General features: G+C 53.6%; 15 protein-coding genes and 2 tRNA genes. 13 read left to right on the plus strand and 4 right to left on the minus strand.

The features are described 5' to 3' along the window. The first annotated feature begins 18 nt into the window (after positions 1–18). On the plus strand, positions 19–990 hold the full coding sequence (locus B3K78_RS07170) for a DHH family phosphoesterase (protein ID WP_286694893.1): 972 nt from the start codon (positions 19–21) through the stop codon (positions 988–990). Position 991: 1 nt separating this feature from the next. Then, complete coding sequence (locus B3K78_RS07175) at positions 992–2,764, plus strand: SLC13 family permease (RefSeq protein WP_286694894.1); 1,773 nt, start codon at positions 992–994, stop codon at positions 2,762–2,764. A gap of 7 nt (positions 2,765–2,771) precedes the next feature. Here B3K78_RS07175 and B3K78_RS07180 read toward each other — a convergent pair whose 3' ends face one another. Next, complete coding sequence (locus tag B3K78_RS07180) at positions 2,772–3,104, minus strand: hypothetical protein (RefSeq protein ID WP_286694895.1); 333 nt, start codon at positions 3,102–3,104, stop codon at positions 2,772–2,774. A 169-nt stretch (positions 3,105–3,273) separates the two neighbouring features. On the opposite strand from B3K78_RS07180, the gene B3K78_RS07185 reads away from it, so the two are divergent. The 4 genes from B3K78_RS07185 to B3K78_RS07200 all read left to right on the plus strand — a co-directional run bounded on the left by B3K78_RS07185 (position 3,274) and on the right by B3K78_RS07200 (position 9,852). Next, positions 3,274–5,760 carry a TonB-dependent receptor gene (locus B3K78_RS07185; RefSeq protein WP_286694896.1) on the plus strand — a complete coding sequence of 829 codons (2,487 nt, stop codon included), beginning with the start codon at positions 3,274–3,276 and terminating at the stop codon, positions 5,758–5,760. Positions 5,761–6,332: 572 nt separating this feature from the next. Further along, positions 6,333–8,237: a hypothetical protein gene (locus tag B3K78_RS07190; protein ID WP_286694897.1), complete on the plus strand. Its 1,905-nt coding sequence runs from the start codon at positions 6,333–6,335 to the stop codon at positions 8,235–8,237. Next, a complete protein-coding gene (locus B3K78_RS07195) occupies positions 8,237–9,085 on the plus strand; it encodes a hypothetical protein (RefSeq protein WP_286694898.1) in 849 nt (282 codons plus the stop codon). Before B3K78_RS07190 ends, B3K78_RS07195 begins: the two co-directional genes overlap by 1 nt. Beyond that, positions 9,085–9,852, plus strand: a complete 768-nt coding sequence (locus B3K78_RS07200; RefSeq protein WP_286694899.1) for a DUF6339 family protein — start codon at positions 9,085–9,087, stop codon at positions 9,850–9,852. Before B3K78_RS07195 ends, B3K78_RS07200 begins: the two co-directional genes overlap by 1 nt. A gap of 33 nt (positions 9,853–9,885) precedes the next feature. Here the strand turns inward: B3K78_RS07200 and dcm are convergent, their stop codons facing one another. After that, complete coding sequence (dcm, locus tag B3K78_RS07205) at positions 9,886–11,469, minus strand: DNA cytosine methyltransferase (RefSeq protein ID WP_286694900.1); 1,584 nt, start codon at positions 11,467–11,469, stop codon at positions 9,886–9,888. Between the two features lie 68 nt (positions 11,470–11,537). Between dcm and B3K78_RS07210 the strand changes: the two genes are divergently transcribed. Further along, positions 11,538–11,759: a PDDEXK family nuclease gene (locus B3K78_RS07210; RefSeq protein ID WP_286694901.1), complete on the plus strand. Its 222-nt coding sequence runs from the start codon at positions 11,538–11,540 to the stop codon at positions 11,757–11,759. 144 nt (positions 11,760–11,903) lie between these two features. Here the strand turns inward: B3K78_RS07210 and B3K78_RS07215 are convergent. Further along, positions 11,904–11,979, minus strand: a tRNA-Asn gene (locus B3K78_RS07215). Between the two features lie 199 nt (positions 11,980–12,178). Between B3K78_RS07215 and uvrB the strand changes: the two genes are divergently transcribed. The 3 genes from uvrB to katG all read left to right on the plus strand — a co-directional run bounded on the left by uvrB (position 12,179) and on the right by katG (position 16,836). Then, on the plus strand, positions 12,179–14,206 hold the full coding sequence (uvrB, locus tag B3K78_RS07220; protein ID WP_286694902.1) for an excinuclease ABC subunit UvrB: 2,028 nt from the start codon (positions 12,179–12,181) through the stop codon (positions 14,204–14,206). Between the two features lie 59 nt (positions 14,207–14,265). Beyond that, positions 14,266–14,342, plus strand: a tRNA-Val gene (locus B3K78_RS07225). A 310-nt stretch (positions 14,343–14,652) separates the two neighbouring features. Further along, positions 14,653–16,836 carry a catalase/peroxidase HPI gene (katG, locus tag B3K78_RS07230; protein ID WP_204995724.1) on the plus strand — a complete coding sequence of 728 codons (2,184 nt, stop codon included), beginning with the start codon at positions 14,653–14,655 and terminating at the stop codon, positions 16,834–16,836. An 82-nt stretch (positions 16,837–16,918) separates the two neighbouring features. Here katG and mobA read toward each other — a convergent pair whose 3' ends face one another. Then, the gene (gene mobA / locus B3K78_RS07235; protein WP_286694903.1) at positions 16,919–17,500 is read right to left on the minus strand and encodes a molybdenum cofactor guanylyltransferase MobA; all 582 of its coding nucleotides are present in this window, start codon (positions 17,498–17,500) and stop codon (positions 16,919–16,921) included. Positions 17,501–17,607: 107 nt separating this feature from the next. On the opposite strand from mobA, the gene tsaB reads away from it, so the two are divergent. The 3 genes from tsaB to B3K78_RS07250 all read left to right on the plus strand — a co-directional run bounded on the left by tsaB (position 17,608) and on the right by B3K78_RS07250 (position 20,147). Continuing rightward, on the plus strand, positions 17,608–18,282 hold the full coding sequence (tsaB, locus tag B3K78_RS07240; protein ID WP_286694904.1) for a tRNA (adenosine(37)-N6)-threonylcarbamoyltransferase complex dimerization subunit type 1 TsaB: 675 nt from the start codon (positions 17,608–17,610) through the stop codon (positions 18,280–18,282). Positions 18,283–18,403: 121 nt separating this feature from the next. Continuing rightward, on the plus strand, positions 18,404–19,204 hold the full coding sequence (locus B3K78_RS07245) for an undecaprenyl-diphosphate phosphatase (protein WP_027872785.1): 801 nt from the start codon (positions 18,404–18,406) through the stop codon (positions 19,202–19,204). A gap of 43 nt (positions 19,205–19,247) precedes the next feature. Beyond that, on the plus strand, positions 19,248–20,147 hold the full coding sequence (locus tag B3K78_RS07250; protein ID WP_286694905.1) for an NAD(P)-dependent oxidoreductase: 900 nt from the start codon (positions 19,248–19,250) through the stop codon (positions 20,145–20,147). Positions 20,148–20,160 lie beyond the last annotated feature (13 nt).

The raw sequence follows: 20,160 nt of genomic DNA on the forward strand, positions 1-20,160 counted from the left end.
ACAGGGAATAGAGCAGTAATGGCGGTAATTGATGTATTTAATGGCGATGCTGACGGACTGTGTGCGCTGGTGCAGTTAAGGTTAGCCGACCCCCAGGAAAGCCAACTCGTCAGCGGTGTTAAGCGGGATATCGCCTTGCTCGATCGAGTAGAGGCTGGTGAGGGGGACCGGGTAACCGTGTTGGACGTGTCGCTTGATAAAAACCGGGAAGGGTTAACGGCATTGCTGGCCAATGGGGCAGAGGTGTTCTACGTCGACCACCACTTTGCTGGAGATATTCCGGAGCACGCGAAGCTGTCTACAAAAATCAATACTGCTGCAGACGTCTGCACGAGCTTACTGGTAAACGGGCATCTGCAAGGTGAATACGCCCTGTGGGCAATTGTCGGCGCTTATGGCGACAACCTGCGCAAGAGCGCGCAAACCTTGGCTGCACAGCAAAATGTTGCCGAGGCGGACCTCGAAAAACTTGAGAATCTGGGAATTTATCTCAACTACAACGGCTACGGTGCCAGTTTGGATGATCTCCATTTCACACCCACAGAGCTGTTTGCAGAGTTGCTGCCGTTCAGCAATCCCCTCGACTTTATAGCCGATTCGGCAGGCACGTTTAGCAAGCTGGAGTCGGGCTACCACAGTGATATGACCGCCGCCGCGCAATTGCCGCCGGTTCGCAGCAGTGATATTGCGGCGGTTTACGTATTACCCAATGAGCGCTGGGCGCGCCGCGTGAGTGGTGTATACAGCAATGACCTTGCCAACGCTCACCCGGACCGGGCCCATGCGGTGCTCACTGAAAAAGCCGATGGTAACTATCTGGTTAGCATTCGCGCGCCGCTCAACAACAAACGCGGCGCTGATGAGTTTTGCCGTCAATTCCCAACAGGCGGCGGACGAGCCGCGGCAGCGGGGATTAACGACTTGGCCGGTGATACGCTCGAACATTTCTGCGAGCAGTTCGAGACATTCTACCGGAGCCTAGCTGACTAAAATGCTCACCCTAGATGCTTGGCTGACACTGGCAGTGATCGCCGCCTGTTTGACGGCACTGATTTTCAGCCGGCGACCCGCTGACATGGTGCTGTGTGGTGGTGTCACCGTGCTGTTGCTGCTGGGCGTCCTAACGCCGGAAGAAGCGCTGGCGGGCATGTCCAATGAGGGTATGGTCACGGTGGGCGTGTTGTTTATTGTCGCCCAAGCCCTGTCAGAGACCGGTGTGGTGAGCTGGATTTCCAACAACGTGCTGGGGCGCCCCAAATCGGCCGGTGCTGCACAGCTGCGTTTGATGACGCCGGTGGCGGTATTTAGCAGTATTTTGAATAACACGCCGGTAGTCGCGATGTTAATCCCCGCGGTGCGGGACTGGGCAAAGCGCAATGGCTTGTCGGCCTCACAATTGATGATGCCGCTGAGTTACGCTGCCATTGTTGGCGGTACCTGTACCCTGGTTGGCACCAGTACCAACTTGGTGGTGAACGGCATGATGCTGCAGGTACTCCCTGAGCAAGGGCTGGGCATGTTTGAACTGGCCTGGATCGGTGTGCCCTGCACCGTGCTGGTGATTCTGTTCATACTGTTATTTTCTAGGCGGTTACTGCCTGATCGTGGTGGCCAGGACGAGCGCTTTGGCGATACTCGTCAATACATAGTCGAAATGTTGGTCGAGCCGGGCAGTCCAGTGGTGGGGCAAAGCATCGAAGAAGCGGGACTGCGGCAACTGCCGGGTATGTTTCTCGTCGAGATCGTGCGTGCTCAGCAAATAATCACCGCTGTTTCGCCTAATGAAAAATTGCTTGCGAATGATCAGTTGGTATTTGCTGGAGACGTCCGTTCCGTCGTTGACTTAAAAAATGTTCACGGTTTAAAACTGGCGGAGAAACAGGTCTTTAAGCTTGAGGCCGGCAATCTAAACCGCTGCTTGGTTGAGGTGGTGATTTCACACAACTTCCCCCAGCTTGGCCGGCGCGTGCGTGATATGCGCTTTCGTAATCATTATGGTGCCGTTGTTATCGCGGTGTCCCGCAATGGCGAGCAACTAAAGGGAAAGTTAGGGGATATCGAGCTGGAGGCGGGCGATACGCTTTTGCTCGAAGCCCATGAGGACTTTGTTAGTAACCAGCGTTATTCGCGCGATTTTCTATTGGTGAGCGCCATTGAAAATTCTCGCCCTGTTCGTCATGAGCATCGCCTGCGTGCTTCGCTGATCATGTTGGGGATGGTCCTCAGTGTCGCATTTGGCTGGTTATCGATGCTTAAAGCCGCATTTTTGGCAGCGAGTTTAATGATCCTGACACGATGCATACAGGCGAATGAAGCCCGCCGCAGTATCGATTGGCAGGTGCTATTGGTAATCGCGTCTTCGATTGCTTTGGGTGGGGCGATGGAGAAAACCGGCGCGGCGTCAGCCATAGCGGAAGGCCTCGTTAACATCGCTGCGGGTTCGCCGGTCGCGACATTGGCGGCAATTTTTCTCGTGACAGCGTTGTTCTCCGCGGTGATTTCCAATCTTGCTGCCGCGGTTATTGTGTTCCCCATCGCCCTGGCGGCCAGTCAGCAGCTAGAGGTCAGTCTATTACCTTTTGCGGTAACCTTGATGATGGCCGCATCGGCAAGTTTTGCCACGCCGATTGGTTATCAAACTAACCTGATGGTCTACGGCCCTGGGAACTATCGCTTTACCGATTTTTTCAAAATGGGGGTGCCGTTAACGGCGCTGGTAGGCGCAATGACGCTGCTGATCGTCCCACTCGTCTGGCCGTTTTAATCGCTGTTCAGCGCTGGCAGTATCGCTCAGTAACGCCCGTAACGTTGTTGTTTTTTTCGAGTGTACGATGGTTGGTCACGGCAACGGCGACATCAATATTCGTGAAGCCATTTTGTACCAGTAGCTGGCAGGCCGCTTTGGCAAGGCTTTTGGCTTTGATGCGCTCGGTATTCGCGCTGAGCATCAGCCGGTTGTAGCGGAGCCATACGGCCTTGTGAGTAGCAAAGGCCGGGGTGTTCTCAAAGTAACGTTGCATCGCCGTATGGCCGTCGCTAAAGGTGGGCTCTGCCATTCCTGAATACGGCAGAAGCAGCGCCATCGTTATTATCAAATATTTCATTCCTACCTCAGCAGCTCATTGCCATGGGCAGTGTACCGCGTTAATGCCTGAACCGGGAGCCTCCACAGTGGAGACTAGTCCAGGGCTGCTATGGCATTGATTGCTTTTGTTGTGTCGTTATACTGATCCCCACCACTGAACAATAACAATAAACCGTTGTGGAGTGACTATGTCTCCTAGATTGCTATCGGCCGTGCAGGGCTTGGCCTGCGCCGCTATTTTGTTTCCTCTGTCATTTAGCTTGCATTCCGCGACCTTGGAAGAGGTCATCGTGACAGCGCAGCTGCGAGAGCAGAGCCTTCAAGATGTGCCTGTTTCTGTCAATGCGGTATCCGGCGAGAAACTGTTGGAGGCAGGGTTGAATAAGATTCAAGACCTCCAAGCCTATGTGCCAAATCTGACCATGTCAGAGAACGGTATTGGCACAGCCATATATATTCGCGGTATCGGCTCTGGAATTAATCAGGGGTTTGAACAGTCGGTGGGCATGTATGTGGATGGCGTTTATTACGGCCGCGCCCAGTTAGCGAGAGCGCCGTTTTTGGACCTTGCCCGCGTTGAAGTGCTGCGAGGCCCGCAGAATATCCTGTACGGAAAAAACAGTATTGCCGGGGCGATTAGCATTATCACAGCCAGCCCGGGAGGCGAATTCGAGGGTTTTGTGTCCGCGGTCTACGAGCCGGAGTTTGATGAGGAGGTTATCGATCTTGCCCTGTCCGGGCCCATCAGTGACGCGATAGGCTTGCGCTTTGCAGCGCGAAAACGCGAGTTTGGTGGGTATATAGAAAATCTCACCTTGGGTCGAGACGAGCCTAACTATTCAGAAGAAACCGTCCGCCTCAAAGTGCTGTGGGAAGCCTCAGACGAACTGAGCCTGAGTGCGAAAATCGAGATTGGTAGTTTTGATGTGCTCGGTCGCCAAGTGGAGATCATTAACGACCAGCCTTCCGAAAGCACTAACCCGCTGTTTACCGGGCGTACTTACGCTGAGATTGCCGATAGCACCCAAGTGCCGGGAGTGTTGGATATCAATAGTCACGACTCTGTACGCAATAACTTCCAGGACTTTAAGCGCTCTTCAAACGGTGACTACAGCAACAACGACACCATCAATGTGACCGTCAACGCCGATTGGTTTCGCGGTGGTCATCAGTTTACTGCGACGACGGCCTACGTTGCCTATGAATACGACGATCTCTGCGACTGTGACTTTACCGCCGCCGAGGGCTTTAAGCTGGTGCTACAGGAAGACTATGAGCAGTTCAGTCAGGAGTTTCGTTGGATGTCCCCCATCGACGGCAACTGGGAATACATCGCTGGCTTGTATTTTCAGAAGAACTCGCTGTATTTTTTCGACAGCATCATCGTTGACTCAGACCTGATCGTGCAACTGCTCAACGCTGCTGATGCCACAGAAGGGGGCGCTCGGGGTGATCGCGACCCCAACCCCTTGGGTGGCTCGCCGGAGGAAATTCTCGGCATTGGTGATGCCGGTAATGCGATAGCGGGTTTAACCTCTCCACGTGATTTTAACAGCGACTCCCTGCTGGGCTCAGGCTTTATGCAAGCGACCTGGAAGCTGCGCGACGACCTGCGCCTAACGTTTGGTGGGCGATACACCTATGAGCGCAAGACCGGTAGCCGCAAGTTTCGCTTCGGCAACCTAGACTATAGCGACCGCCCTTTCGGCGAGACCGATACCGTTGCGGCGATCAGCTTTGCCGCCGAGCGCCATGACCTTAGCGGCAAGCGAACGGAGTCCCAGCTATCGCCGTCCATTAACCTCCAGTTCGACGTCACCCCGGATGTGATGACCTACATCACCTGGAGCCGGGGCTTCAAATCTGGTGGATACGACGCTCGTTCCAACGCCTCGCCAAGTGCAGAGCCGGTTCCGCGCAACCCCAATGCTCCGGCGGATCCGAGTCCTCGTCCGGTATTGATTGGTACCTTTGAGTACGAAGAAGAAGAGTCGGAAAGTATTGAGCTTGGCGCAAAAATGTCACTGTTTGACGGCGCCGCAGAGTTTAATATCGCACTGTTCAATACCCGCTACGACAACCTTCAAGTCAGCATCTTTGACGGCACACTCGGCTTTAATGTCGGTAATGCCGCCAGTGCGGTAACTCAGGGCATAGAGCTCGACGGGCGCTGGCAGGTGACCGAGACTCTGATGTTGGCCGGCGCTCTGGCACTGCTTGATTTCGAGTTTGAAGACTACGAAAACGGTCAGTGTTTGGCGGGCCAGGCTCCCACCGCTGCTGACGGTATTAACTGTGATTACAGCGGCATGACTAACCAGTACGTTGCCGATTGGGCTGGCAATCTGCTAGCGGTATGGCGGGTGCCCATCAGCGATACGCTGGGTATGGCAATTAGCCTGGACGCGATATTTACCGACGACTACAACCCGGCGCAAAACCTCGATCCTGCAGTAGACCAAGAGGGCTATGTGAAATGGAATGGGCGCATTGGTATTGGCGCTATTGATGAAACCTGGGATGTCGCCCTCGTGGGTAAAAACCTCACGGATGAAACCATTATTACCTATGCCAGCGATACCCCCACGTCCTACACAATATTCGGTTCAAAGGGGCACTACGCCTTTCTCGAATCACCCCGCAGCATTGCCTTGCAGGCGAATTATCATTGGTGAGGGCGGCATAAACAGCGGGAAACAAAAAAGAGCTACATCCTTCGATGTAGCTCTTTTACTTGTTTGGCTCCGCCTGCCGGGCTCGAACCAACGACCCAATGATTAACAGTCGTGTTTGTACGGTTAGTTGGCACTAGAATACTTTTATTATCGATGAGATGTAATGAGTTTGGTTTTGCATAATTCAGGGTGTTACTGTTAGTGAATGTGCTCGGTGTGTGCTCCGAGCACCTTGCATGTGTAGTCCTTTCCCAGTGGTTATTCAGTAAAAAAAGAGCTTGCTGATTCTACATATGGGGAATATAGTTGATATATATCTTATTTGTAGCGATTGCGCGCAGGATTGATATGAGCTCTGAAACCAAAAATGAACGCTTTCGGAGGCTCGCTGAGTCTAGGGGGAATCGACTGATTCGAGAGATCTCCTTGCTGGGGAATCTGGCGAACCGTAAGAATTACGCCTATACGGCGGAAGAAGTTGAGAGGCTATTCGATCCGATCCTGCACGAGCTGAAAGAAGTTCGTGCACTGTTTGATAACGAGTCTACATCAGCTAGGAAGGTGAACTTCTAATGACGGCAAGCGAATACGGTTTCTACTTTGAAAAGCAGGGGTTGTCGGGCGAAGAAGGCCCAATCGATCCGTCTCAACAGTATTTTGAGGGGGCTCATGCCGATCACGCAGTTGTGCGCGAGACAGGGCAGAACACCCTGGATAATCGGGGTACTAGCGCTGTAGGCCCAATCCAGATGGAGTTTGAGCTCACGACTATGGCGACTCGCGACATTCCTGGGATAGAAGGGTTGCGCGAGCATCTTGATGCGGTTGCCGAGCAAACTGTAAACCAGCAAGGCCACGACAGGATGGAGGCGGCAGCACGGCTTGCAAAAGAGGAAGCCATACCGGTGCTCCGGATTTCCGACTACAACACGACAGGACTTACCGGGAGTGAGGCGCTTTCATCGAGTGGCTCTCCTTTAAGCCGTTTGACTCGTGGGAAAGGTGGTTCGAGTGATGATGAGCGTGGGGGCTCATTTGGTATAGGGTCGGCGGTGGGGCCAATGGCTTCTAATCTGTGCACCGTGCTTTATACAACAATGCCTGAGGATACTCGCGATACAGTCTTGGCAGGGTACACCCGACTTGCGACTCATACGCTGGGAAAAACGAGCTATCGAGCGGAGGGTTACTTTACAAAGTTGGCTTGTGAATCCGACTTCGAGTACCAGAGACCCGCTATCAGAGTAGGCCCCTTCTCCGAGCGAACGGAGCCCGGTACAGATACCTATGTGCTGGGGTACCGGATGGCTGATAGCGATCCAAATTTAGAAAGAGTACGTGATGCAGTAATTGACAACTTCATGGCTGCGATAGATCGAGGGCGCTTGGTCGTTAAGGGAATCACGAAAGAAAATGAGTGGACGCTGGATGCCGATTCATTGGAGAGGTTTGTTAGAAATCGTCCAGAGGCCAGGGCATTCTATGAGGCACTTCAAGACCCTGAACCAGCCGAGGCCACGCTAAGGAAGGTAGGGAAAGTTAGGCTGTATATTAATGTCGATGATCGCCTTGAGAAGAAGCTGCATACCATAACGATGCGTAGGCCTCTCATGAAAATTGACTTGTTCAAGCACAATTCAATTTCAGCAAAGTATGCCGCAGTGCTTGTATGCGACAGCGAGGAGGGCAATAAGTATCTCAGGCGGTTGGAGCCTCCGCAGCATCATGTCTGGGATGCTGCTAGAGATCCGGTCAGTGGCGCTGCGGTGATTCGGGACATGAAGACTTTCGTGCGCGATTCTCTCAGAGAGAGGATTACAACGGAAATTGGAGACGTTGTAGAAATTGAAGGGTTATCGCGTTTTCTTCCAACAGAGAGTATCGATACAAAGGTATCTGGTGCTGCTGCAGCTCCTACGTCAGAACCAGACAGCGAAGGGTCTGAAACTGAATCCAGTACGGTGACTGGAAGAGTGAGATCTGGAAGTCCGACGGTGATTCCCCCGAACACCAAAATTCAGGTGAAGATTCAGCGGCCAGCGACAAGTGGTGGTGAAACAGAAGTCCAGCAAGGTAAACCAACAGGTGGAACCGGGGAACGGAAGACTAAGGATGCTGGGCTGCCCGGCAAAGGTACTGCAGGTGTAGGCACATCACGCATTAATGGCAATGAGTTGCAGTTTCGAAGCTGGAGCACCAAGAGCAGTGATCCGGACACTGCAGTAATGGCCTTGGCAATTACCTCCCACGAAGACGAATGCGGAGACCTAGAACTGCTGGCACTTGGCCCGGGAGGCGAGCCAGAGGAAGGTTTTAAACTCCCGATATCACGGGTCGTACTTCATGGCGTAGGAAAAACTACTGAACTGAGCTTTTCGGAAAATACGATAACCAAGCTTTCACTGCAGGCCGGACAAATGACACGTATTGATGTCTATATGCCAGCGGGTGAGCGCTATCGTCTGGGGGTGGCGTAATGGCAAATCGTGGCTCTTATCCCCACCCCGTTATTGATGGGGCCGATGACGTTTCGTCAAGTTTTGAAGTGCTTAATGTGCTTGTTGATCCAAGCCAGCAAGACATTGAGATAAGTTACGAAATTCGTACTGATGATCCGGATGTTGTAAAGCTAATCGACAGCGGTTCTGCAATTCATAGCTTGAGATGGCGATGCTCTTCAACTATCTCTACTGGCGAAATGTCTCCTCAGGAATTTCAGCGTACGCCGCAGGGATTTCGTCTTCGAGCTTGGCTTGATCAGGAGCGAGTAAGAGGGGACGTCGTTGCCGATGTGCGATTAATTGTCGCAAAAGATGTTCCGGGGCATAGTTGGCAGAGGCAGCATGCCGACTACGCTGGGGCGACCTTTGACCTTAAGCCTGGAGATGTCCTGGCCGATGCAGGATCTTTCCGATTTAATGCGGAAAAGTTTTATGACCCCCTAGATCCGCCGATTGGCAGTTGCTTCAAGTTCGTTCGAAGCTCGAGCCTTCACAAGAGAATTAAACTGGCGTTCGACAGTAACGAATTTGTCAGTGTTCAAATTCCTCCGAAAACTTTCGATGAATTCAAGTTGTTTAGTCATCGTCCTGATCTCCAGGTTGCGTTGGTTGTTCTGCCTGCTCTAATGGAGACGCTGGACTTTATTAAAAGTACTAGGGATCAAGAGCCACTGGATGACAAAGCTTGGTTTGTTGCAATTGATAAATTAGCGACCGATCGTGGTGGCTGGGATCTGAGCAATCTGGAGCTTGCTCAGAAAATCCTTGAGAGCCCTATAGATACAGCGATTCGCGCAGGCCTGGCGTTTGAGGAGGATGATTAATGACGAAACCAATTCCTGAGGCAAGAGCGCTTTCGGAGTCTGCGCTCCTGGACCTTGCTAGTGCACTTCAAGAGGCTTCAACTCCAGTGGCTTTCTTGGCTAGTGCAGATGCCATCATTGTAAAACCAGATAACCTTTTGCCGCTTCCGGTGAGTCTCGGCGTGCCAGATACTTTGAATGTAGAGGGCAGCAGGGCAAAAGATATAGACAACGCGCCCCGTGTACACGATTATCTTGGGGAGATTGACCGAGCAAATGCATCTGATGCACGTTTGTGGACATATCTGGCGTTTGGCACATATCGGGATTACATGGAGAAACGGTGGCCGCTGGTCGACGCTGGTAACTGGAAAGGCCGTGTCAAAGACAGGTGGTTACTCCCAAATGGTTTTGTGACGAGGGGGCGTCTTGTTCGTCACGGGATTGCTAGGCTCTGGTGGGTTTCTCATCTGACCTTCACGCTTGGTGCTGAAGATGGGATAGCTAAAGATGACCCATACGCGTACACCAAAGAGGTCTTCAGAAGAGAAGATCGATTGAATGCGATTTTTGATCGAGAGGTGGGTGCTTTTCCTACAGTGATGAAAGCAGTCCTAGATCATGCAGCTTCGCTAGGTGCCCGGGCTAGTGACAAGTATCTGCAACGTGTAATGCAGTATTTGACATTGATAAGCGGTTATCGCGACGTAGGAATGCTTGATATTGCGGGCCTTCGTGAGCTTGTGGAAATAGCGGCCTTGCGAGCATCAGCTGAAGGTAATTCATAGACCGACTCGTGAATACTCGGGATAGGGGTTTCCTCAGAGGTTCTTAACTAGTTGGTAGACAATTTCAGCCAGTTGATGCGCCAGAAATGGTGGGACGGCATTGCCTACCTGTACGTACTGGGCCGTGCGTCCTCCCTCAAAGAAGTAGTTGTCGGGGAAGGTCTGAATACGTGCCGCTTCACGAACGGTCAAGCTTCGACATTGGGTCGGGTCGTAGTGGATGTAGTAATGCCCATCCTTCGATATATGACTTGTTATCGTGGTTGCCGGTCGTCCTTTTGCTTGTACACGGAAACGGTCTGCAAAGTCTCCTGAACGCCAGTTTGCATGGTTTGGCGCTAAGCACTCGGGGAAGTCTTTTGCTTTTGGTATTTCGTTTTCGCTGCCCTGAAAGGCGTTGGCCCAGCACGAAGCGAATAAGTACCGGCCTAAGTCAGTTGCCATGTGTCCTCGCGTCTCGTGATTAAGAAGAGAGGGTGGTCGGTCGGCTAGAATCCAATCACTCAAATCGGTGTGGATGCGTTTGTTGATAGTGCGCTTCGGATAAGTCGTTGAGCTGGTTTTTGCATGAGAAGGCATTGATTCAATGGCTCGATCCAGCTCCGAACGCAAGTGCTTGTATTTTACACCCTTGATTTCGGATTTGATTCGGTTGGATTGTACTTTGAGGCAGTCCAACCACAAAGTATCGCTGTCCTTCTCTTTAGATAATCGGCTTCTGAGCCGAGGAAGACTACTTAAAACATGATCTGTTGATGGGGCTTTGGTTAGTGGTTTTTCAAGGAAACTCGGTTCTGTATGGATGTCAGTCGCTACTCCGAGCAAGATAACTCTGTGTCGGGCCTGAGGGATGCCAAACTGCTCAGCTTTGATAACAAAATCCGTTTCGTCCTCGTATTCGTTCCCAAATAGACCTGAGTCGCCTGGAGGGCAAACGAAAGAGTAAATTCTGTATTCTCTGCCAGCTGCTTGTTGTTTGTCCGCCGCAGCCTTCCGAGGATTCCGTAGGTCATCGCGGATTGCGGGGAATATCCGCTGTCCTCCAACCCTAGAGGTCAGGATGCCTTTGACATTTTCCATCACGAAGACGTCAGGCTCAATGATGCTCAACACCTCAAGGTATTCCTGATATAAAAAATGCCGATGATCTGATTCCGGTTTGTAGTCCTTGATGCCCTTATTACGGGATCGACCTGCCAGTGAGTAGGCTTGGCAAGGTGGTCCGCCAATGACTACCCACTTCTCGCCATGATGAGCTTTTTTCAGCTCCTTGAGTCTGGAGTGGATTTCCTGGTTGTCTTCTCCAAGGGCTTTCGGAGCCCCAAGGGTTTCGGAGCAAGCCTCAGCCCACTCAGTCTTCAGGGTGGATTGCAGTTCATCTTTGCCTATATTCTGAGATACATAATCAAAATAGTGCTCAACCTTCCGAGGCTTGTGCCTGATGCTGCGGAAGAGTGCTCTGAGAGTTAACGTCTTGTGCGCGTTTGCTTCCTTTTCGACAGACATCCGGATATTGAATGCGTTACTTTTGGAACCGCTAGGAGTGAAAGCTGAGAAGCCTTCTCCTAGACCGCCGGGTCCAGCGAAAAGGTCTATTACGTTGATCTTGTTGGCCATCGGTGAGTAGCTTGTAGATTTAATGATGGTGAAGCATACCAGGACACCAGCTAAAATCTAGGAGAATCATGGTTGATATCGTCGACAAGTCTACTCGTTCTCGGATGATGTCAGGTATACGTGGACGGACTACCAAAATGGAGGTTCTTGTCAGGAAGTCGCTTTGGCGTCGTGGCTTTCGATATAGGATACCCAAGGACAGGAATTATCTGGGGTTGCCTAGGATTCCTGATTTGGTGTTCCCAAAGCACCGTGAAAGGCTAGCCAGTTCAGTGCACACAGCACTTTGATGAGATTGATAATCCGAGCGCATGGAGCATGTTCTCGGTTTTTTTTGTGTCTGGACGGCGCAGGCTTTTCGGAAATGTGCTTACACCCTGAGTTTTTCTGATACAAAAAAGGGGTCGCACTTCCGTACAACCCCTTTATTTGTTTGGCTCCGCCTGCTGGGCTCGAACCAGCGACCCAATGATTAACAGTCATTTGCTCTACCAACTGAGCTAAGGCGGAATAGCTGTCTCAACAGCTGAGGCCGCGCATATTAAAGGCCATTCTTTGGGGCGTCAAGCTTTTGGCCAAGAAAATTTTAAAAAGCATTTTTTCTAGCGTTTTCCTCTGCTTAGCCATCGCTTGAACGCGCTTCTGCGTACTCCCTTAACAATGGTGTAAACTGGCCGCTTTGCCAGCAATTCCAGTGTTGAGGAGAGTTATGGCTAAGCCCTTTCAAGTTGTTTCCAAGTTTGCTCCGGCCGGAGATCAGCCTTCTGCAATTAAGGGCTTGGTGGAAGGGGTGAACGCGGGTCTGCATGCGCAGACGCTGCTGGGGGTAACCGGTTCGGGTAAAACCTTCACCATTGCAAATGTGGTGGAACAACTGCAGCGGCCGACTATCGTAATGGCGCCCAATAAAACCCTTGCGGCTCAGCTTTACGGCGAGTTTAAAGAGTTTTTCCCGAATAATGCGGTGGAGTATTTCGTCTCCTACTACGATTACTACCAGCCCGAAGCCTATGTGCCGGCGTCAGACACGTTCATAGAGAAAGACGCGTCGGTAAACGACCATATTGAACAAATGCGTTTGTCGGCGACAAAGGCGCTGATGGAGCGTTCCGATGCCATTATTGTGTCGTCGGTATCATCGATCTACGGCCTGGGGGACCCCGAGCTGTATTTTAAAATGGTGCTTCACCTGGTGCGTGGTGAACGTATCGACCAGCGCAAGCTGCTGCGTCGCCTTGCCGAGTTGCAATACACCCGCAACGATATGGCCTTCCAGCGCGGCACCTACCGCGTTCGTGGCGATGTGATTGATATTTTTCCTGCCGAGAGTGAAAAGGATGCGGTGCGGGTCGAATTGTTTGACGACGAGATCGACAGCATCAGCGGTTTTGATCCGCTGACGGGCGAGTCTTACGGCAAGATGCCGCGGGTCACTATTTACCCAAAAAGCCACTATGTAACGCCGCGAGAAACGCTGCTGTCTGCAGTTGATAAAATCGAGCTAGAGCTTAAGGACCGTTTGGAACAACTGCGCAGTAATGAGCTGCTCGTCGAGGCGCAGCGTTTGGAGCAGCGCACCCGCTACGACCTGGAGATGATTCGCGAGCTGGGCTATTGCAACGGCATCGAAAACTACTCTCGGTATTTGTCTGGCAGAGAGCCCGGGGCGGCGCCGCCAACCTTGTTTGATTATTTGCCTGAAAATGCCTTGGTCGTCATCGATGAGTCTCACGTGACCATTCCACAAATTGGCGCGATGTATAAAGGTGACCGCTCCCGTAAAGAAACGCTGGTGCAGTATGGTTTCCGCCTGCCGTCGGCGCTGGATAATCGACCGATGCGCTTTGAGGAGTGGGAGCGCCTTGTGCCGCAGTTAATTCTGGTGTCAGCAACACCAGGGCCCTATGAAGAAGAGCACGCGGCGCGTGTCGTTGAGCAAGTCGTGCGCCCCACAGGGCTGGTTGATCCCGCCGTTGAGGTCCGTCCGGCCAGTACCCAGGTTGATGATCTGCTGTCAGAAATCAACGTGAGAGTGGAAAAGAAAGAGCGGGTGTTGGTCACTACCTTAACCAAGCGCATGGCCGAGGACTTATCTGAGTACCTCGACGAGCACGATATTCGCTGCCGGTATTTGCACTCCGACATCGACACGGTCGAGCGCGTAGAGATCATCCGGGATTTACGCCTCGGCAAATTCGACGTGCTTGTCGGTATCAACTTGCTGCGAGAAGGCTTGGACATGCCGGAAGTGTCGCTGGTGGCGATACTCGATGCAGACAAAGAGGGCTTTCTGCGCTCTGAGCGCTCTTTAATACAGACAATTGGCCGCGCGGCGCGAAACTTGAACGGCAAGGCAATTTTGTATGGCGATAATATTACCGGATCCATGCGCCGCGCTATTGACGAGACCGAACGCCGTCGCGAGAAGCAGCTTGCCCACAACGAGGCACACGGCATTGTGCCCAAGGGCGTGCACAAATCCGTTGAGGATATTTTAGAAGCGGCGGCGGCGCCGGGGTCAAAAGCCAATCGTCGTGGACGTGACCAGCGCAAAGTAGCTGAGCCCGCCGGTGATTATCTGCTCGATGCAGAGAGCCTGGCGCCGAATGAACTAGCGAAAATGCTTAAAACGATGGAACAGCAGATGCAGGAACACGCTAAAAACCTCGAGTTTGAAGCGGCGGCCAAACTGCGCGACAAGCTTCACGAGATTAAGGAGCGCATGTTTATTAGCTAATTGGCGGCCGGGCTTGTCTTCCCCGAATTGCCTGCTTATAATGCGCGGCTCTCAACAATACGACCGTAGCTCAGTTGGTTAGAGCACCACCTTGACATGGTGGGGGTCGGTGGTTCGAATCCACTCGGTCGTACCAAATTTAAAGGCTCGCCTATGGCGGGCCTTTTTCATTTCTGGCTTTTCTTCGGGACTAACTGGACGCTCAGCCTGGGTATTCATAGCCAAAACCTATCATTTTAATATTAATAATCGATTTCATCTTTTTTCTGTCTGCAGGCTTACTAGTCGTGCCTGGACCGAAAAGCGCGTTGTCGCGTTTTGCGGAATAGGGAAAGAATGCTGCTGAACGCTGATTGACGACCTTGGTCAGAAAGCTGTGCTAGGTTCAAGGGCAGGTGGTGTTGCTAAAAAAATGAATACGCTGACTTAAATAATGGAGATCGACGATGACTGGTTCTTCTACCTCGGGCGGTAAATGCCCGGTAATGCACGGCGCGAATACACGCCAAGAAACGCAGGTTGCATCCTGGTGGCCCAATTCGCTGGATCTGGACTTGCTTCACCAGCACGACCGCAAGAGCAATCCAATGGCTGAGGATTTCAACTATGCAGAGGCGTTTAAGCAGCTGGATCTGGAGGCGGTTAAGAGTGACCTCAAGGCATTGATGACGGACTCGCAAGATTGGTGGCCTGCCGACTGGGGGCACTACGGTGGTCTGATGATTCGCATGGCCTGGCACGCTGCTGGCACCTACCGCATTGCCGATGGACGTGGCGGTGCGGCTACCGGTAACCAGCGCTTCGCCCCCCTAAATAGCTGGCCTGATAATGCCAATCTGGATAAGGCTCGGCGCCTGTTGTGGCCAATCAAGAAGAAATACGGCAACAAGCTGTCTTGGGCAGACCTGATGATTTTGGCCGGCAATATGGCTTATGAGTCGATGGGGCTGAAGACCTATGGTTTCGCCGGCGGGCGCGAAGATATTTGGCACCCGGAAAAGGATATTAATTGGGGGTCTGAGAGCGAATGGCTTGGCAAGGGCCAAGACCGTATGAATAGTGATGAGCGCGGCGCGCTCGACAATCCCCTCGCGGCAGTGCAAATGGGCCTGATTTACGTGAACCCAGAGGGCGTTGATGGCAAGCCCGACCCGCTAAAAACTGCTGAAGATGTTCGCCTCACCTTTGCGCGCATGGCAATGAACGACGAGGAGACCGTAGCACTCACCGCTGGCGGTCACACGGTGGGTAAATGTCACGGCAATGGCGACGCGGAAGCCCTCGGCCCCGAGCCGGAAGGTGCCGATGTTGCTGAGCAGGGCTTGGGCTGGCGTAACCCCAATGGAAGCGGGGTAGGCCGTGACGCTGTGACCAGTGGTCTTGAGGGGGCCTGGACAACCAACCCCACCCAGTGGGACAACGGCTACTTCTACCTGCTGTTTACCTACGACTGGGAGCTGAAAAAGAGCCCGGCTGGCGCCTGGCAGTGGGAACCAATAGACATCAAGGAAGAAGACAAGCCGGTTGATGCCAACGACCCGTCGCAGCGCCATAATCCGATTATGACTGATGCCGATATGGCGATGATTAAAGACCCCGCCTATCGCGTTATTGCCGAGCGGTTCTACAAAGACCCGGCGTATTTTTCCGAGGTGTTCGCCCGCGCTTGGTTTAAGTTAACGCACCGCGATCTAGGGCCAAAAAGCCGTTATCTGGGCGCTGACGTGCCTGCAGAGGACTTGATTTGGCAAGACCCAATTCCGGCGTCAGAAACCCGCTTGTCTGAAGGTGACGTGGAAGCCTTGAAGCGCGCTGTACTTGCCAGTGGCTTGACAGTATCTGAGTTGGTCGCCACCGCTTGGGACAGTGCGCGCACCTTCCGAAACTCGGATTGTCGCGGCGGGGCGAATGGTGGCCGTATTCGCTTGGCACCTCAGCGTGACTGGGCGGGCAACGAGCCAGAGCGCCTTAACAAAGTGTTAACTACCCTCGAGAAGGTTCGCGAAGCGCAGGGCGTATCGGTGAGCATGGCAGACCTCATTGTACTGGCCGGTAGCGCGGCTGTTGAACAAGCCGCACAAAACGCCGGGGTGGCAGTCACTGTGCCGTTTTCACCCGGGCGCGGTGATGCCACCGCAGAGATGACAGACATTGAGTCTTTCGCGGTATTGGAGCCGCTGCACGACGCTTTCCGAAATTGGCTGAAAGCTGACTTCACGGTGTCCGCCGAAGAGTTGATGTTGGACCGCAGTCAGTTGCTGGGGCTCAGTGCACCGGAAATGACGGTCTTGATCGGCGGGATGCGTGTGTTGGGCGCGAATGCCGGTGGGAGCCAGCACGGCGTGTTTACCGACCGCGTGGGCAGTTTAACTAACGAATTCTTTGTCACGCTAACCGATATGCGTTACGCCTGGAAGCCGGTCAGCGACAACCTGTTCGAGCTGCGTGACCGCGCTAGTGGCGAGGTGAAGTGGACGGCGACACGCGTTGACTTGGTGTTCGGTTCGAATTCGATTCTGCGCTCCTATGCCGAGGTTTATGCCCAGGACGATGCCAAGGAAAAATTTGTCCGCGACTTTGTCGCGGCGTGGGTGAAGGTGATGAATGCGGATCGATTTGATCTGCAATAACTGCTGCTAGACCCATGCTTTGGCTTGAAGACGCGCCCCGGCGCGTCTTTTTTGTTGCTCACAGTACTGCGGCTTGTGCGGCCTAGCTATTGCTGCGTCCGGCATCGCTTGGCCGGTTCATATTCTTAAAGCGCTCGGCCTGATCGGAGAAATCCACTCTTTCAGCATGGCATTGTTCGAACCAGCCTTTAACGCTGCGCCGGCCTCGCTGTAAGTAGCCGTGCAGGCTTGCGCGGAGGTTCGCAGGAATAAGTGCGTACAACACCTGGTCCTGCTCTCCGTCAAAGGCAAAACGAATCGCGTTGCTGCTTTGCTCGCTCAGTCGCTGATACAGGTCGGTGGGCGGGCAGGGGTTGTCGCAGGGCACCACCAAAACCTGCGTGTGGGATGCGCCCTCAAGCCCGGCCAGGATTCCTGCCAAGGGACCGGGGAAGTCGGGAAGCGTGTCGGGCAGGGGGCGTCCATAGTCCCGGTAGCGGTCGCTATTGCGGTTGCAGCTTACCAACACTTCATGGGCATTCTCGGCAAGCGCATCGACAATGTGGGCGATGAGCGGTCGGCCTTGCCAGTCCAGCAGGCCCTTGTCTTTGCCCTGCATTCGGCGCCCCTGTCCGCCAGCCAGAATTAACAGGCTATAGGGTTGGGCGGCATTGGTTTCAGGCATTGGGGAAAACCCTGTTTTATCCATGAGTTCGGCGTGTTCGCTGACTATGTTAGAGCTGTGCTGTGCTATCATGCCAGCGTTTTTTAGCGCTGTCGGATACTCTCCCTATGACAACCCTGCTTGCCATCGATGCTTCAACATCGGCGTGTTCTGTTGCGCTGATGCATGAAGGGCAGGTGTACGAAGATTTTCGTATGCTGCCTCGCGCCCACACGCGATTTTTACTGCCCATGGTGGATGAGATGTTAGCTGCGCATTCACTGCCGCTCGCGCAGATGGATGCACTGGTTTTTACGGCGGGCCCGGGTTCTTTTACGGGCTTGCGGGTGGCCATTGCCACGGTGCAGGGTTTGGCCTTTGCGGCGGAATTGCCAGTAGTGCCGATTTCAACCCTGGCGGCGATGGCGCAGTTCTACGCTGAGCGAGAGGGCGTGGCCGAAGGCACAATGATATTACCGGCGCTGGATGCGCGCATGGACGAGGTGTATTTCGGTCGCTATCAGTACCGCGATGGCGTGGTTGCACCGCTAAACGCCGATCAGTTGCTGCCACCTGAGCAAGTCGACAATACGGCTGCGGGCGCAGCGGGTATCGGCGATGGCTGGACCTATGCAGAGCGCTTTGGCGATGCCCCGCCAGCCACTGTTGACCAAACGATCCTACCGAGTGCCGCCGCCGCGCTGCAGCTGGCAAAGCCAGATGTGTTGGCAGGGAAGGTGTTGCCTGCCGAGCAGGCCCAGCCGGTTTATTTACGCGAAAGCGTGGCATGGAAGAAGCAATAATCAGTACCTTATAAACAATAGAAAATCAGTCACAGTGTGGGCCGGCCCGAGGCCCTGCTCACACTACAATTGCACTGGCATAAACAGCCTCAAGCAAATTCGATAGATAGGAAAGCGTGTAATGGATGCACTGCAAGCGGTGATATTAGCGGCAATTCAAGGCTTAACGGAGTTTTTGCCGATCTCCAGTTCCGGGCATTTAGTCCTGCCGCAAACCTTGCTGGGCTGGGAAGATCAGGGCCTTGCTTTTGATGTTGCCGTGCATGTGGGGTCGCTGTTGGCGGTGCTGGCGTACTTTCGTAAAGACGTTAGCACACTGCTTACCGCCTGGACGCAAAGTGTGGTGGCACGGCAACACAGCGCCGACAGCCGGCTTGCATGGATGGTGATTGTGGCAACACTGCCCGCCGTGGTTGCCGGGCTGATCTTTAACGATATTATCGAGCAACACCTGCGCGGCGGGGTGGTGCTGGCAACAACGACGTTAGTGTTTGGCGTGATTCTCGGTTTGGTTGATCGCTACTCGAGCCACAGCCGCAGTATTGCTGATATCGGCCTGCGCATTGCGTTGTTAGTTGGCTTCGCACAAGCGCTGGCGTTGGTGCCGGGCACGTCGCGATCGGGGATCACCATGACCGCGGCACTGTTATTAGGCTTGGGACGCAGCGATGCCGCGCGCTTCTCCTTCTTGTTGTCCATGCCCATTATTGCGGCGGCGGGTAGTTATAAATTACTGGAATTACTGCAGCATGGCAGTGATGTCGCCTGGCAGCTGCTGGCAATTGGCCTGGCCGTTTCGGCGGTAACAGCCTACGCCTGTATCAGCGTATTTATGAAGTGGGTGGAGCGAGTCGGCATGATGCCCTTTGCCATATACCGAGTGGTACTGGCGATAATTATCTACGCTGTCGTGCTAGCCTGATCGAGCAGCATAGCAACGCGGTGAAACAAGACGGGTGACGGTGATGAAGGCAGCATTTTTAGGTTTGGGGGTGATGGGCTTCCCGATGGCGGGGCATGCCGCGAAGGCCGGGGTAGATCTGCGCGTATACAACCGCAGTGTGGAAAAAGCCCAACGCTGGCAAGCGACTTATTCCGACTGCGTTGCCGCGAGCGTCGCGGACGCGGTGGCAGATCGGAACGTTGTCGCAGTCTGTCTGGGCGCCGACGCTGATGTGCGCGAGGTGCTGTGTGGCGAACAAGGCGTGTTTGCCCATATGCCGCGTGGCGGTGTTGTGGTCGACCATTCCACCACCTCTGCCGAGCTGGCAAGAGAGATGGCGCAGGCCGCTGCACATGCCGGCCTGCAGTTTGTTGATGCACCCGTATCGGGTGGCCAAGCGGGAGCGGAGTCCGGCAAGCTCACAATAATGGCGGGCGGTGAGCCGGCAGCTTTCGCCAAGGCTGAGCCGTTATTACAGTGCTATGCGGCGCGGTACCGTCTTCTTGGCGCGGTTGGCAGTGGTCAGTTGGCGAAAATGGTCAACCAGATCTGCATTGCCGGCCTGCTACAGGGGTTGGCGGAAGGAATGAACTTTGGTCAGCGCGCGGGCTTGGATATGTCGGCGGTTGTGGATGTGATCAGCGCCGGTGCCGCCCAGTCCTGGCAGATGGATAATCGAGCGGAGACCATGCTGACCGGGGAATTTGACTTTGGCTTTGCCGTGGACTGGATGCGCAAGGACCTGTCGTATGTACTCGACGAGGCGCGTCGGCAAGGCAGCAGCCTACCTGTGACGGCCTTGGTCGATCAATTTTACGCACAGGTGCAAAGCCTGGGCGGCGGTAGGAAAGACACATCAAGTTTGCTGTTAGCACTGCAGGCATCGCAGCAACATGCACGTTCTTCCAGCGACAAGGGTTAGCGAGTGATCGGAT

The sequence above is a fragment of the Spongiibacter sp. UBA1325 genome (assembly GCF_002306875.1).
Taxonomy (GTDB): domain Bacteria; phylum Pseudomonadota; class Gammaproteobacteria; order Pseudomonadales; family Spongiibacteraceae; genus Spongiibacter; species Spongiibacter marinus.